The organism is Ruminiclostridium herbifermentans (genome assembly GCF_005473905.2).
GTDB classification, from domain to species: domain Bacteria; phylum Bacillota; class Clostridia; order Acetivibrionales; family DSM-1351; genus Ruminiclostridium; species Ruminiclostridium herbifermentans.
On the sequence record NZ_CP061336.1, the window covers coordinates 287,720 to 303,163 of the forward strand.

General features: G+C 35.1%; 13 protein-coding genes. All 13 read left to right on the forward strand.

The window, feature by feature from the left end; all coding sequences use genetic code 11:
• Positions 1 to 963: 963 nt before the first annotated feature.
• The 13 genes from nifH (at position 964) to EHE19_RS01300 (ending at position 15,441) form a co-directional block, all read left to right on the forward strand.
• The gene (nifH, locus tag EHE19_RS01240; RefSeq protein WP_137697275.1) at positions 964 to 1,785 is read left to right on the forward strand and encodes a nitrogenase iron protein; all 822 of its coding nucleotides are present in this window, start codon (positions 964 to 966) and stop codon (positions 1,783 to 1,785) included.
• A 190-nt stretch (positions 1,786 to 1,975) separates the two neighbouring features.
• The gene (locus EHE19_RS01245) at positions 1,976 to 2,302 is read left to right on the forward strand and encodes a P-II family nitrogen regulator (protein ID WP_137697276.1); all 327 of its coding nucleotides are present in this window, start codon (positions 1,976 to 1,978) and stop codon (positions 2,300 to 2,302) included.
• A gap of 12 nt (positions 2,303 to 2,314) precedes the next feature.
• On the forward strand, positions 2,315 to 2,689 hold the full coding sequence (locus tag EHE19_RS01250; protein WP_137697277.1) for a P-II family nitrogen regulator: 375 nt from the start codon (positions 2,315 to 2,317) through the stop codon (positions 2,687 to 2,689).
• A gap of 19 nt (positions 2,690 to 2,708) precedes the next feature.
• Positions 2,709 to 4,301, forward strand: coding sequence for a nitrogenase molybdenum-iron protein alpha chain (gene nifD, locus EHE19_RS01255; protein ID WP_137697278.1), 1,593 nt, complete (start codon positions 2,709 to 2,711; stop codon positions 4,299 to 4,301).
• On the forward strand, positions 4,301 to 5,665 hold the full coding sequence (locus EHE19_RS01260) for a nitrogenase component 1 (protein ID WP_137697279.1): 1,365 nt from the start codon (positions 4,301 to 4,303) through the stop codon (positions 5,663 to 5,665). Before nifD ends, EHE19_RS01260 begins: the two co-directional genes overlap by 1 nt.
• Positions 5,666 to 5,743: 78 nt before the next feature.
• Entirely contained in the window at positions 5,744 to 7,099 is a 1,356-nt protein-coding gene (gene nifE, locus EHE19_RS01265) for a nitrogenase iron-molybdenum cofactor biosynthesis protein NifE (RefSeq protein WP_137697280.1), read from the forward strand.
• Positions 7,100 to 7,243: 144 nt separating this feature from the next.
• Positions 7,244 to 9,934 (forward strand): nitrogenase component 1, encoded by a 2,691-nt coding sequence (locus EHE19_RS01270; RefSeq protein WP_137697281.1) that lies wholly within the window; start codon positions 7,244 to 7,246, stop codon positions 9,932 to 9,934.
• A 141-nt stretch (positions 9,935 to 10,075) separates the two neighbouring features.
• Entirely contained in the window at positions 10,076 to 10,384 is a 309-nt protein-coding gene (locus EHE19_RS01275) for a 2Fe-2S ferredoxin (RefSeq protein WP_137697282.1), read from the forward strand.
• A gap of 181 nt (positions 10,385 to 10,565) precedes the next feature.
• The gene (locus EHE19_RS01280) at positions 10,566 to 11,552 is read left to right on the forward strand and encodes a homocitrate synthase/isopropylmalate synthase family protein (protein WP_137697283.1); all 987 of its coding nucleotides are present in this window, start codon (positions 10,566 to 10,568) and stop codon (positions 11,550 to 11,552) included.
• Positions 11,553 to 11,789: 237 nt separating this feature from the next.
• Positions 11,790 to 12,596 carry a beta/alpha barrel domain-containing protein gene (locus EHE19_RS01285; RefSeq protein ID WP_137697284.1) on the forward strand — a complete coding sequence of 269 codons (807 nt, stop codon included), beginning with the start codon at positions 11,790 to 11,792 and terminating at the stop codon, positions 12,594 to 12,596.
• A 36-nt stretch (positions 12,597 to 12,632) separates the two neighbouring features.
• Positions 12,633 to 13,487, forward strand: a complete 855-nt coding sequence (modA, locus tag EHE19_RS01290) for a molybdate ABC transporter substrate-binding protein (RefSeq protein WP_205314718.1) — start codon at positions 12,633 to 12,635, stop codon at positions 13,485 to 13,487.
• Positions 13,488 to 13,699: 212 nt separating this feature from the next.
• Positions 13,700 to 14,377: a molybdate ABC transporter permease subunit gene (gene modB / locus EHE19_RS01295; RefSeq protein WP_137697285.1), complete on the forward strand. Its 678-nt coding sequence runs from the start codon at positions 13,700 to 13,702 to the stop codon at positions 14,375 to 14,377.
• Complete coding sequence (locus tag EHE19_RS01300; RefSeq protein WP_137697286.1) at positions 14,377 to 15,441, forward strand: sulfate/molybdate ABC transporter ATP-binding protein; 1,065 nt, start codon at positions 14,377 to 14,379, stop codon at positions 15,439 to 15,441. The genes modB and EHE19_RS01300 overlap by 1 nt, the downstream gene beginning before the upstream one ends.
• The last annotated feature ends 3 nt before the right edge of the window (positions 15,442 to 15,444 follow it).

Genomic DNA, 15,444 nt, shown 5'->3' on the forward strand with positions numbered 1-15,444 from the left:
ATTATAGTGCTAGCCTACTGGTTCTTCCGTACAAATTTACCTAATGGGGTTAATGCCAACTGTCTTATTTATCTAAGTTGTACTGATGTACCAGTATAAGCTAAGGTTAAAATTATAGTGCTATCTTACTGGTTCTTTCGTACAACTTTACTTAAAGGGATTAGTGCCAAGTATCTCATTTATCTAAGATGTACTTGAGTGCCAGTATAAAAATAATTAGCTTATCTGCAAACTCAGTTCAATATAAATTAGCGCAAATAGTTAATATTAAAAAAGAGCAAATCAAGTTATGCCTGATTTGCTCCATTGCATTTCTAATTTATTAATTTGCTTTAATTTAGTAATTTACTTTATTATATGTGGATATATAAAAATAAGCAACTAAGTATTTACAAATGAAATAAATATAACCTATATTTGTAAGTATTGTATAAATATAATGCTAAACTATTAGATATTATTGACATATTCGTGCATTGTGAATAATTCTAAATACGTATATAATCGAAGTAAGCTAAATGAAAACAACTGACGACGGAGTCTCATATCCCAGTATCAAACGGGTTATGGGACTTTTTTATTAACATAAGCAATATTGCCTCCCCGCATTCAGTATATATTTAGCAATGTTAGCTTATCGGCAGAAGTTGTTTTTGTATAGTAGTTTAAAATTTATCAATAGACGAAGAGGTCTTCAAACACAAACGATATGTTATGTTTGAGGGCCCTTTGTTCTATATATAGGAATTAACTGTGTAAGAGTTCAAAAGAACATTGGTAATTCTAAGCTTGAATTGTAGTACCACATGGATGGCCGATCGGACTTCTTATTGAAACTAAGAAGTTTTAAATAATAGAGAATATTAGAGGTAGTTTATAAGCTTTTTAAAGCAAACTTTTAGTAATTGGAATGTACAACGAAATTAAAAAAATCAGCCCAGAGAGGGCAAGGGAGGTATTATTATGAGACAGGTAGCTATTTATGGTAAAGGTGGTATTGGGAAATCTACAACAACACAAAACTTAACAGCTGGTTTAGGCGAAATGGGCAAAAAAATTATGATTGTAGGCTGTGACCCTAAAGCAGACTCCACAAGACTTATACTTGGGGGACTTGCACAACAGACTGTTTTGGATACCCTCAGAGAAGAAGGTGAAGATATAGACTTGGAATTGGTTATGAAAGAGGGTTTTGCAAATATCAAATGCGTAGAGTCAGGAGGTCCTGAACCAGGTGTTGGCTGTGCAGGTCGTGGTATTATTACTTCCATTGGACTTTTGGAAAGACTTGGTGCATATGAGGATGATTTAGATTATGTTTTCTATGATGTATTGGGTGACGTTGTTTGTGGAGGTTTTGCAATGCCAATACGAGAAGGAAAGGCACAGGAAATTTATATTGTTGCAAGTGGAGAAATGATGGCTCTATATGCAGCTAACAATATTTCAAAGGGTATCTTGAAATATTCAAGTACTGGTGGTTGTAGACTGGGAGGTATTATTTGCAACAGCCGTAAGGTTGACGGTGAGGCAGCACTTGTTGAAGCATTTGCAAAGGAACTTGGTTCACAAATGATTCATTTTGTTCCTAGAGACAATATGGTTCAAAGGGCAGAAATACATAAGAAAACAGTTATTGATTTTGATCCAAATTGTAACCAGGCAGATGAATACAGGGCTCTTGCGAAAAAGATTGATGAGAACAAGATGTTTGTAGTTCCAAAGCCACTTACTCAGGATAGACTGGAAGCGCTGCTGATGGAACACGGAATTATGGATATATAATACTATATCGCATTTAAAATATAGAAATTGCATATTTTAAATCACCGCTTACGCGGTGTACTGCATAAGCAGTGGCTCATAGTATTGAACAACATTTGAGGGCCTTGCCCTAACGCCGTATTCGGCTATTTAAAATGTGATTTAACATTTTAAACAAATAATAACTTAACTTAAGAAAGGTGGATAAAATATGTTACTAATAAGAGCAATTATTAGGCCAGAGAGAACCAATATTGTACTATCTGAACTATTATCAGCTGGTTTTCCTGCGGTAACGAAAATGGATGTTTATGGTAGAGGTAAGCAAAAGGGTATAGTCATAGGAGACGTTCAGTATAATGAAATACCCAAAGAAATGCTGTTGCTTGTTGTAAATGATGAAGACAAGGATGACGTGGTTAAAGTAATAATGAGAAATGCAAGGACAGGTGAAAAGGGTAATTTTGGAGATGGTAGAATCTTTATCAGCAAAGTAGAGGATGCTTATACCATCAGTACAGCTAAACAAGGACTGTAGGGGGGAAAGCTTATGAAAGAGATTATGGCCATTATTCGTACAGATAAGGTTAATAAAACTAAAGAGGCTCTTGGAAATGCAGGCTTTCCAGCATTTTGCTGCAGACCTTGTCTGGGAAGAGGGAAGAAAAGTCTTGATGCGACAGTTTTAAACTATATTTTAGAGACAGGAGAACTACCTGTATCTAAAGTTGGTGAAGCATTTACAGAAACTGCAAGACTTATTCCAAAAAGAATTTTGACTTTAGTAATTGAGGATGAACAAGTAGATATGGCTATTAAAACCATATTTAAAGCAAACCAAACAGGTAATCCAGGTGACGGAAAAATATTTGTTCTTCCAATAGAAGAAACCTACAAGGTTAGAACCGGTGAGAACATACTATAAAATATTGGGGGTGAGACAAATGAATGTAAGAAATATTGTATTGGATAAATATGGGGCAAAGGTTTATAAAAATCGAAAAGAGCATATTATAGAGATTAATGAAGAAACTAAGCAGCAGCCAATTGCTGCAAACACCAGAAGTATTCCCGGAATTATGACTAATAGAGGATGCTGCTATGCAGGATGTAAGGGTGTTGTACTCGGCCCCCTGAAGGACGTTTTAGTACTAACGCATGGACCTATTGGCTGTGGCTTTTACTCTTGGGGAACCAGAAGAAATAAGGCAAAACCTCAGGATGGCAGAAACTTTATTGAGTACTGTTTTTCAACAGATTTACAGGAGTCAGATATTGTATTTGGCGGAGAGAAAAAGCTAAGGCAAGCAATAAAAGAGGCAATAGAGATATTTAATCCAAAATGTATAATGATTTGCTCTACTTGTCCTGTTGGTCTAATAGGTGATGATATTCATGCAGTGGCTGCTGAGACGGAAAGGGAATATGGTATATCCTGTATGGCGTTCAGTTGTGAAGGATATAAGGGAGTAAGCCAGAGTGGTGGCCATCATATTGCTAACAATACTTTAATGAAAAAAGTTATTGGTACAGGAGATGCAGAACCTACCAAAAAGTTTACTATTAATATTCTTGGAGAATATAACATCGGCGGAGATGGATGGGAAGTTGAAAGAATTCTAAAGAGAATTGGATATGAAATAATAACTATTTTTACCGGTAACGGAAGCTATGAAACAATGAAAAATGCCCATATGGCAAATTTGAATATAGTACAATGTCATCGTTCAATTAACTACATAGCTGAGATGATGAAAACGAAATATGGAGTTGACTGGATAAAAGTAAACTTTATAGGTCTAGATGCAATTAAACAATCTCTAAGGGATATGGCAACATATTTCGGTGATAAGGAGCTTATGGAAAGAACAGAAGCGGTTATAGCTGATGAACTTGCAAATATAGCAGAGGAAAAAGAATATTATTACTCTAAATTAAAAGGCAAAACAGCTGCAATTTATGTTGGTGGTTCCCGTTCACATCATTATCAAAATTTGTTGGCAGATTTTGGGGTTAAAACAGTACTTGCAGGGTATGAGTTTGCTCATAGAGATGATTATGAGGGCAGAGAGGTTATTCCAACAATAAAGGAAGATGCTGATAGTAAGAATATTGAACATCTTGAGGTTACTAAGGATGAGCAGAAGTACCATGCATATCTGACAGAGGAGCAATACGAGGAATTAAAGACAAAGATACCTTTAGAGCAATATGGCGGAATGATTAAAACAATGGATGATAACAGTATAGTTGTAGACGACTTGAACCACTTTGAAACTGAAGAGTTTGTCAAACTGCTTAAACCAGATATGTTTTTCTCAGGTATCAAGGACAAATATGTTCTTCAAAAAGCAGGGGTATATTCAAAACAGTTGCACTCCTATGATTATAGTGGGCCATATGCAGGATTCAACGGAGCAATTAATTTTGCCAGAGATGTAACGATGGGACTTTATACTCCAGCATGGGGATTGGTAACACCACCCTGGAAAAATAAATCAACACTTAAGGCTAAATTAGTAGGAGGTGAGGAATAATGCTGAATTTAACTAAAAAAGAGATTTCAGAACGTAGTGCACTTAGAGTAAACCCATGTAAAACTTGTCAGCCTGTTGGTGCAATATATGCAGCACTTGGAGTACACAAATGTATGCCTCATAGTCATGGTTCACAAGGCTGCGTTTCATATCATAGAACCTTTTTGACAAGACATTTCAAGGAGCCAGCAATTGCTTCTACAAGTTCATTTACAGAGGGAGCATCAGTATTTGGTGGAGGCAGTAACCTTAGAACAGGTGTAAAGAATGTTTTTGATATATATAATCCAGACATTATTGCTGTACACACCACATGCCTTAGTGAAACCATTGGAGACGACTTAAATGCATATATTCAAGAAATGGATGTTCCTGAGGGTAAGCTGGTAATACATGCAAATACACCTAGTTACGTAGGTTCTCATATATTTGGTTTTTACAATATGATGGCAGGCTTTATTAATTATCTTTCTAAATCTACAGGTAAGTCTAATGGTAAAACTGCAATCTTTCCTGGATTTGTTAACCCAGGAGATATTAAAGAATTGAAGAAAATTGCAAATTATATGAAGGTTCCATTTACAATGTTCCCTGATCAGAGCGGAGTAATGGATGTCCCAATGACAGGTGATTATTCAATGTATCCAAAGGGTGGTACTCGTATTCCTGAAATTGTTGGATTAGGAGATTGCAAAATGGTTTTAGCGTTGGGTGAACTTACAAGTGAAGAACCTGCCAGCCTTTTAGAAAGAAAATGTAAGGTGCCTTATACACTGCTTCCACTTCCTATTGGAATAGAAGCTACAGATAGGTTTGTTATGGAATTAGCTCAATTATCAAATGAAGAGGTTCCTTATGAACTAGAAGAAGAACGTGGACAGTTGGTAGATATAATGCTTGATGCTCATGCTTACTTTTACAATAAAACAGTAGCAATATTCGGAGATCCTGATACTGTACTTGGATTAACTCGAATGGTGCTTGAAATGGGTATGATTCCTAAGTACGTTTTAACAGGAACACCAGGAGATAATTTTGTAAGGCTAGCAGAAAAAATATTCGAACAGTACGGAGTTGAAGGCTGTACTGCAAAAGCAGCAGGAGACCTGTTTGAATTGCATCAATGGATTAAGAATGAAAAGGTTGATTTAATGATAGGAACATCTTATGGAAAATCAATTGCAAGAGTTGAAGATATTCCTTTTGTTCGAGTAGGTTTCCCTATATTGGATAGATATGCACATTCGTATTTTCCAATAGTAGGCTACAAAGGGGCATTGAGATTAGTAGAGAAGATTTCAGAGGCATTAATGGAAAGACAAGATAGGACTTGTTCAGATGAAGATTTTGAAATGGTTATGTAGAGTAATAGATTATCAGCAATGAAGCTGTAGCACAGGGATTTCTGTGTTACAGCTTTTTGCTTAAAGGGGGCTAAGAAGATGGGAGCAACAATTTTAGATGAAAGAAAGGCTTTTATTATTAATGGGGGAAGAGAAAAAAGCAGTAGTTCTGCTGCAATAGGCATCAAATGTGATAGTGATAGCCTATCGGGTACGGTAAGCCAAAGAGCCTGTGTATATTGTGGAGCAAGAGTTGTGCTAAATCCCATTACAGATGCCTTCCATATTGTTCATGGCCCTATTGGATGTGCAAGCTATACTTGGGATATTCGTGGTAGTTTAACTAGTGGAAGTGATTTATACAGAAATAGCTTTTCAACAGATTTAAGTGACAAAGATATTGTTTTTGGCGGAGAAAAGAAGCTAGCAGCAGCAATTGAAGAGGTCATAGAAAAACATAATCCTAAATTAATATTTATATATTCTACTTGCATTGTAGGAGTTATAGGTGATGATGTGGATGCAGTCTGTAAGCAGGCAGAGAAAAAACATGGTACTAGGGTTATTTCTGTAAAATCTCCAGGATTTTCGGGCAATAAATCATATGGCTATAAAATGGCTTGTAATGCATTATTACAGCTTATAGAGCCTCATAAAAATCAAGCAAAGGTTAGAGGTGTAAATATTCTGGGAGATTTCAACCTTGCTGGAGAGATGTGGATATTAAAAAATTATTTAAAGCAAATTGGCATTCCTGTAGTATCAACCATTACAGGAGATGCATGTTATGAGACCTTGATTAAAGCACCGGCTGCACAATTAAATTTGGTACAGTGTGCTGGTTCAATGACTTACTTAGCAAAAAAAATGGAAGAAGAAATGGGTATTCCTTTTATCAAGGTCAGCTTCTTTGGTGTAGAAGATACCTCTGCATCCTTGATACGTATAGCAGAAGCTATTGGCACTGAGGAAAATATTGAAAAGGCTAAGCAATTTACTAGTACTGAAACAAATAAACTGAAAGGTTTTTTAGATAAATATAGAAAGAATTTTGAAGGTAAAAAAGCTGCGATTTATGTTGGAGGAGGCTTTAAAGCCATTTCTCTTATTAGACAATTTAATGAATTGGGGATTGAAACAGTAGTTGTAGGAACCCAAACAGGAAAAAAAGAAGATTACGAGATAATTGCAAGCTTGGTTGGAGAAAATACGGTGATTTTAGATGATACTAATCCGGCTGAACTGGAAACCTTTATGAAGGCGAAGGGTGCAAACATATTGGTGGGGGGAGTTAAAGAGAGACCTTTAGCATATAAGCTGGGAATAGCTTTTTGTGATCATAATCACGAAAGAAAGCATGCACTTGCAGGATATGATGGAGTAATAAACTTTACAAAGGAAATCAATCTCTCTTTAAACAGTCCAGTATGGGAATATGTGAAAACTCAAAAATAATGAAAAATCGAATGTACAGGCATACTGTAAACACTATGTATAGGATCTGGCAGCAATTATAAATAAGACAGACAAAAGCATAGGGAGATTAATCTGATGATGGTTGCAGAGAATGTTTGTGCTCAGATTAGGGAGGAGGTTAACATGAGTAAAAATTTAGTTAATTTAAGTGTAAATCCCTGCAAAATGTGCATGCCAATGGGGATTGTAAGCGCCTTTTATGGTATAAAAAATTGTATGTCAATACTTCACGGCTCACAGGGCTGCAGCACATATATCAGACGTCACATGGCTACACACTATAATGAGCCTGTAGATATCGCTTCTTCATCCTTGACAGAGAATGGCACTGTTTTTGGTGGTGAGAGCAATTTAATAAAGGGTTTAGAAAATTTAATTGAATTATATAAGCCTGAAGTAATTGGAATAGCAACTACTTGCCTTGCAGAAACAATTGGTGAGGATGTACCAAGAATACTCAATAATTTTAATAAACTCCATCCTGACAACACTGTAAAATTTATACCTGTAGTTTCTATGGGCTATTCAGAAACCCAGTATGAAGGATTTTTTATAGCGTTGAGAGCTATTGTAGAGAGTGTAGAAATGTTGCCGGAAAAAAACAATAAGGTAAATATTATTACAGGTATGATATCACCTGCAGACACAAGATATTTAAAAGCATTGCTGGATTCAATGAAGATTGATTACATATTGCTCCCTGATATTTCGGATAATTTGGATGGTCAGCATACAGAATTTTATAATAGATTGCCGGAGGGCGGAACATCCCTTGAAGATATATCAATGATGGGTGGAGCAAAGCTTACAATTGAACTTTCAACCTTTACAAGTAAGCATAATTCTCCAGCACAGTATTTATATGAGGTTTATGGGGTGCCTTTTGTTAGATGCAATTTACCAGTTGGACTACGTGATACCGATGCTTTAATAAATGTATTGGTAAAGGCTGGCGGAGTTAAATCGGAGGAAATGATTAAAGAACGTGGCCGATACATGGATGCTATGATTGATTCCCATAAATATAATGCAGAGGGAAGAGCCATTATTTATGGAGAACCTGATTTTGTATATTCTATAACTCGTTTATGTGTTGAAAATGGCATTATGCCAGTTCTAGCAGCAACAGGTGCAAAATGCAGCAGCTTAAAAGATAGACTGGAACCGGAAATACAAGCGATTGCAGATTTTCTCTATTTGGATAGATTTGAAATTTTAGATAATTGTGATTTTGATACTATTGAAAAATATGCAGTTGAATTAAAAGCCAATTTAATGATTGGCAGTTCAGACGGAAGAAGACTTGAGGAAAAGCTAAAGATTCCACTTGTTAGATGTGCATTCCCAATTCATGATCAGGTTGGAGGCCAACGGGTAAGAACGCTGGGATATGATGGTTCACTAGTATTACTAGATAGGCTTACAAATAATTTGCTAAGCCAAAAAGAGCACAGCTTTAGAAGTAAAATGTACAACAATTATTATACAGAGAAAAATCAAAATCTTATTGATGAAGCAAAGATAAATAATACTGAAAGGGATGTTGTGATTATGAATAAAGTAGATAATAGAGCAGCTAATGAAAAAAAGACTCAAACACATCCTTGTTTTAATGGCTGCGGCAGCAAATATGCAAGAATGCACCTGCCTGTAGCACCAAAATGTAATATACAATGCAATTATTGTGTCAGGAAGTACGACTGCCCTAATGAAAGCAGGCCAGGAGTTACAACAGAAGTTTTGACTCCAGAGGAAGCTTGTGAAAAGTTTAAGCTAGTTAAGGAAAAACTGCCTAACATCAAGGTGGTTGGAATTGCAGGCCCGGGAGACTCGTTAGCTGATTTTGAAAACACAAAGAAAACTTTAAGCTTAATTAAAAAAGAAGATCCAAGCATAACTTTTTGTATATCAACAAACGGACTGTTGCTTCCGCTGTATGCAGATGAATTGGCAGACTTAGGAGTATCACATGTTACAGTTACAATGAATGCAGTAAACACTACTATTGGAGCAAAGATATATAAGCATGTTGATTACATGGGACACAGATATTTCGGGGAAGTTGGAGCAGCTATTCTTATGGCAAATCAGCTGGCAGGAATTAAGAGATTGACTTCGCTTGGAGTCATCTGCAAGGTAAATATAGTAATGCTAAAGGGAATTAATGAGTATCATATCCCTGTTGTTGTAGAAAAGGCAAAAGAACTAGGCTGTGAAATTACAAATATTATGCAGCTAATTCCTGTGGAAGGAAGCGAATTTGAAAATATTCCATTAGTAAGTAATAGAGAAATTATGAGTATGAGAAAACGCTGTGAGTCTACGCTGAAACAAATGTATCATTGCCATCAATGCAGAGCTGATGCGATTGGAACACTTGACAACGACCAATCTATTAACTTCAGAGGATGCACTGGAAATAAAAATAAGGTGGCAGAAGAACCTGCAAAAGAAGAAAATACCTTATTATTTGCAGTTTCATCGAAAAGTGGGGTACTGGTTGACCAACATTTCGGTCATGCAAGTGACTTTTACATATATGAGTACAAGAATAAAAGCATACGCTTTAAAGAAAGGAGAAGTGTCACTAAGTACTGTGATGGCTCCGAAGGCTGTGATGGAATGGGCGGCGGTAATAAAGAAGGTAAAATGGAGGCTATTCTTGACACAGTAAAGGACTGCAATGGAGTTTTGGCTATGAGAATTGGTGAAGCACCTAAGCAAAAGCTAAAGGAAAAGTCTATAGAGACCTTCACTACTTATGACAGAATAGAGGAAGCAGTTAAACAGGCAGCTGAAAAGCTTTTTGTTTAATTAAATTTATTTAACTGTTCTCATCATTCCCCACAAAATTGACATTAAGAATGGTGACATTGTTTATCCCATATTTATAGAAAGTGGATGATGGCAGCAGCATACATATAAAAAATTAAAATATAAAGGAGAGTAGAAATTATGGTGAACCCAAAATATCATGTATTCGTCTGTACAAGTTGCAGAATAAATGGAACCCAAAAAGGCTTTTGCCATTCAAAGGGGAGCGTGGATTTAGTACAAAGATTTATGGAAGAAATTGATGATAAAGATTTATCCGGTGAAGTAATGGTCACTAATACAGGTTGCTTCGGCATCTGTGACAAAGGTCCTGTTGTTGTTATATATCCTGAGGGTACTTGGTATGGAAATGTAACAGAGGATGATGTTGAGACTATAGTAGAAAGTCATTTAGTTGGAGGAGAAAAGGTAAAAGAGTTACTTATATGAGTAATTTTATATGTCTATGTTGCATATCTCTCATAAGAAGAGGTTTGTCTTCCACGATAGTATCGCTATAATTTTCTGCCGAAGGTTTATGTGGAGGTCATTAACTCGAAAAGCTTGAAAAGCATGAGAATTAAGATGTTGCATTAATATAAAATTTATACCTAAACTGGGGGGGATTAGTATGATAAAAATTACAGATATTACCCTATGTACTCTGGACAATGAGGCTTATCAAGATGATAAGGTTATAGAGTTATACCTATTGCTATGTAAAACAGGTATAAATTTTATAGAAATTAATGTTCCTTTATTTGAAAGGCTAAAAGAAAAAGTAGACAAAAGCATGACTGTTTTGAGAGTTCAGGACCCTACAGAGGTAAAGTATTATCCGGGCTTTAAAAAATATATTTGCAGGCATAGTGGACTCTTTACACAATCTGATACAATTTCTGAAATTCAAATAAATGATGTCAGAGAAATTAATATGATGAGCAAATTCTCTGAATATAGCAATATTAGAATTGTTGGACTAGATGATTTAATGCAGCATGATTATTTATCTGCTTTCAATAAAATAAAAAAGTTGAAATCCGAAATGATTGAACTATGTCCTCAAAATAGCTGTTATTGTGCTACTGCTTTAGCTATTGAATGGATACTAAATGGAGGGAATAATATTGCAGTTAGTTTTGCTGGAAGCGGAGGCTTTGCCGCATTAGAAGAGGTTATAATGGCACTTCGTATTACTAAACGCCATAAGCCCAATTTAGATTTGTCTGTGCTTGTACAAATAAAAAGCTTATATGAACAAATAACTGGTAAAAGAATTTATAAGAATAAGGCTGTAATAGGCAGTGGTATTTTTGAGGTTGAATCGGGAATTCATGTTGATGGCATTTATAAAAACGGTTCAAACTATGAACCCTTTGAACCATCGATTGTAGGTATGAACAGAAAAATCGTCATTGGAAAACATTCAGGCAGTACAGCAATTGAAATAAAATTAAATGAGTATAATATAGCATTTCCGCAAGATAAGATTACAGAACTATTAGAGATTGTACAACTAGAGAGCATTCGATTAAAAAGAAGTATATCTGACCAGGAATTCGTAGCAATTGCAGAAAATTTCAATAAACTCAAGCATTGCAGTGAATATACTGCTTAAGTCTTAGCTATATCAGGTATGGTTGCATTATCAAAATGAAAAGTTAAATTAATTTTATAAAATAAGTTAGTTTACTGATAGAAAGCCATTAGTAAATTTGAACATAGTTGGACTTGCTATTCTAGGTTGGGTTAGAAATAATTGTAGGAATTAGTTGTATGAGAAAAGCTTGCTGAATAATATAATATTTAGTATCGACGAAGTCAATAAATACATTTTGCGGAGGTTGGACTCGCTATGAAGGAAAAAAAATATCTGATAGATACAACCCTTCGTGACGGAGAACAAAGCCCAGGCTTTGCATTTAACATAGATGAAAAAGTAATGCTTGCTCAGCTAATGGATAAAGCAGGTATATATCAAATTGAGGCTGGAGTTCCGGCAATGGGAAAGTACGAAAAAACTGCCATTTGTGAAATTATAGATAAGAGAATAAATGCAAAGATATCAACTTGGAATAGGATGAAAAAAGAAGATATAGAGCATTCCTTTGATTGTCGTCCTGATATTATCCATATAAGTGCACCGATATCCTATGTACATATTTATTCTAAGCTTAAGAAAAACAAGATTTGGCTGCAAAAAAATTTACAGGAGTGCGTTAGTTATGCATTGGATAAAGGTTATACAGTTACAGTAGGATTAGAGGATGCTTCTCGGGCTGATATAACATTTATTATTAGTATTGCTAATTTATTAAAGGATTTGGGAGTTGCAAGCATACGATTTGCTGATACAGTAGGGGTTTTGACACCGTCGAGAACATATCAAACCATACGCGATATTATTAGCAATACTGGCATTTCAGTAGGTATTCATGCACACAATGATTTAGGGATGGCAGTGGCTAATTCATTAGAAGCTGCAAAGGCTGGAGCAAGCTTTATAGATACAACTCTTTTTGGAATAGGTGAACGTGCTGGAAATTGTGATATTAGTCAATTTATATGGGCAGCAGATAAGCTTTTTGACATAAAACCTAGTTATTCATGTATTAATGATTTAATAGAGAGTGCTAGAGAAATTCTATTTAAAGATAATTAGTAAAAATATTAAGAAGTGGAGATGGAGGTGTGTTTTATGAAAGTTGTAATAAAAAAAATAATTTTACTATTAATTATAAGCTTTTTAATACAAGTAGTTTGTAATACGGAAACAGCAACCTCACAAAATTATCCATCTGGAACTTCAAATAACACAGTTACTGAAGTAAGGAAGACTAAGGCTGGCAGGTCAACAGAAAAAACAGAACTTTTTCTAGCAGCTGCAGCAAGCTTAACAGATGTAACAACTGAAATTATAAGACTTTATAAAAGCGTTAAGCCAAATGTTAATATAATCTGTACCTTTAGCTCTTCAGGAACGCTGCAAACACAGATTGAAGAGGGTGCACCAGCAGATATTTTTATATCAGCGTCAAAAAAGCAGGTTACTACCCTTGAGGAAAAGGGTTTAGTAAAAGAAGGAACAAAAAAAGAACTTCTTATAAATAAAGTTGTATTAATAACACCTGCTGACAATGAAAAGAATATTACAAGCTTTGAGGAACTCTCAACTGACAAGATATCTACCATAGCTTTAGGAGAACCGAGCAGTGTACCAGTTGGACAGTATTCAGAAGAGATATTCTCTTATCTTAGAATATTAGATAAAGTTAAACCAAAAGCAAACTATGGAAGTGATGTAAGACAAGTTCTTACATGGGTAGAAAATGGAGATGTTGATTGTGGAGTAGTTTATGCAACTGATGCTGCTTTAGCTGATAAAGTAAAGGTAGTGTGTGAAGCACCAGTAAACAGTCATAAACCAGTAATATATCCTGCTGTGGTTCTAAAAAGCAGTAAGCACTCTGGGGAAGCTGAAGAATTTTTAAGCTATTTATCAACACCAGAAATTGAAAATATATTTAAAAAATATGGCTTTGAAGTTGAGTAAATAATTCATGTGATTATTTCTAACCAAACTTTCGAATTAAAAGTATAACCATACTCAAAATTACCAATTACTTGTTGTGAAACAAACTATCTTAGTTTTTGAAATTATTTACTTTTCATTTGATAATGCTGCCACACCTTATATTACTAGCCTTTTAGTGATAGATTCAACTGCAAAAGTTTAATAAATGAATAAAAATGGGGGTAGAACTTATGGATTTATCGCCGCTTTACATATCACTTAAAGTAGCATTTACAGCTACAATAGTTACAGTTTTTTTAGGAATTTTGGCAGCCTGGTATGTATTTAAGGCTAAGAGATTTAAGGGCCTTATTGATGGTATATTTACTTTGCCGATGGTTTTGCCTCCTACAGTGGTTGGATTTTTTCTGCTAGTTATTTTTGGGAAAAATAGTTTATTGGGGAGTTTTTTATTACAGTTTAATATTAGAATTGTATTTACGTGGATAGGGGCAGTAATTGCAGCAATAGTAGTGGCCTTTCCTCTGATGTATAGAACTGTAAGGGGTGCCTTTGAACAATTTGACATAAATATGATTTACTCTGCAAGAACTCTTGGTATATCAGAATTTAAATTGTTTTATAAAATTGTAATTCCAAATGTGTTACCAAGTATAGTAGCAGGAACAGTCCTTTCCTTTGCCAGAGCGCTAGGTGAATTTGGTGCAACAATAATGCTTGCGGGTAATATTCCAGGCAGAACACAAACAATGGCTATATCTGTATATACGGCAGTACAGGCTGGAGACAGAGCAAAAGCATTTAATTGGGTTTTAATTATTTGTATCATGTCCTTTACATCAATAATGCTAATAAATTTTTGGAATAGTCGTCAAAGTAAGAGTACAGCAAAAAGAGGTGATATTTGATGTCACTATACGTTAATATTAAAAAGGTTATAGATAATAATTTTACACTTGACGTTGAATTTTCTGCACATAATGAAATAACTGCTCTATTAGGTGCATCTGGCTGTGGTAAGAGCATGACTCTAAAATGTATCGCAGGTATAGAAGAGCCTGATGAAGGTACCATTGTTTTAGATGGAAAAGTGTTATTTGATTCAAAAAGGAAAATTAATTTATCACCACAGAAAAGGAAAGTGGGGTACTTATTTCAAAGTTACGCATTATTCCCAAATATGACGGTTGAAGAGAACATTGGAATAGGCGTATCTGCAAGTAAAAATGAGCGCAAAAGAATTGTAAGAGAAAAAATGAAAGCATTCTATTTGGAGGGGTTAGAAAAGAAACGACCTCATCAGCTTTCAGGTGGTCAGCAGCAAAGAGTTGCACTTGCAAGAATTATGGCTTCAGAGCCGGACATTATTATGTTGGACGAACCTTTTTGTGCTTTGGATAGCTATTTAAAATGGCAGCTTGAACAGAAAATTATAGATTCGCTAAGTAGCTTTCAAGGTACTGTTCTTTTTGTATCACATAATAGAAATGAAGTTTACCGTTTTGCAAGCACTATTGCTGTTATTTCAAATGGTAAAATTGAGGTGGTAAGTGAAAAGAAAAGCTTGTTTTCTGATCCAAAAAAACTATCGGCGGCACTTATATCGGGCTGTAAAAATATTTCAAGAGCTAAAAGAGTTTCAGAACATACTTTGAAAGCTCTTGATTGGGATTTGATTTTACATACCAGTAGTTCAATATCTGAGGATATAAAGTATGTAGGTATACGAGCGCATTATTTAGAATATACCGAAAAAGAAGACTCACATAATGTAATGAATTGTGATGTAGTTAAAGTGATTGAAAATCCGTTTTCTTTTATTATTATGCTTAAAAATAAAAACCGGAGTAAAGATGATGGAAATGCACTAATAAGATGGGAGACTGACAAGCATAATTGGAGAGAAATTTCAAAAAAAGGCGGACCCATAAAAATTGTTTTCAAAGAGGAAGATTTATTGCTGCTTGTGTAAAAT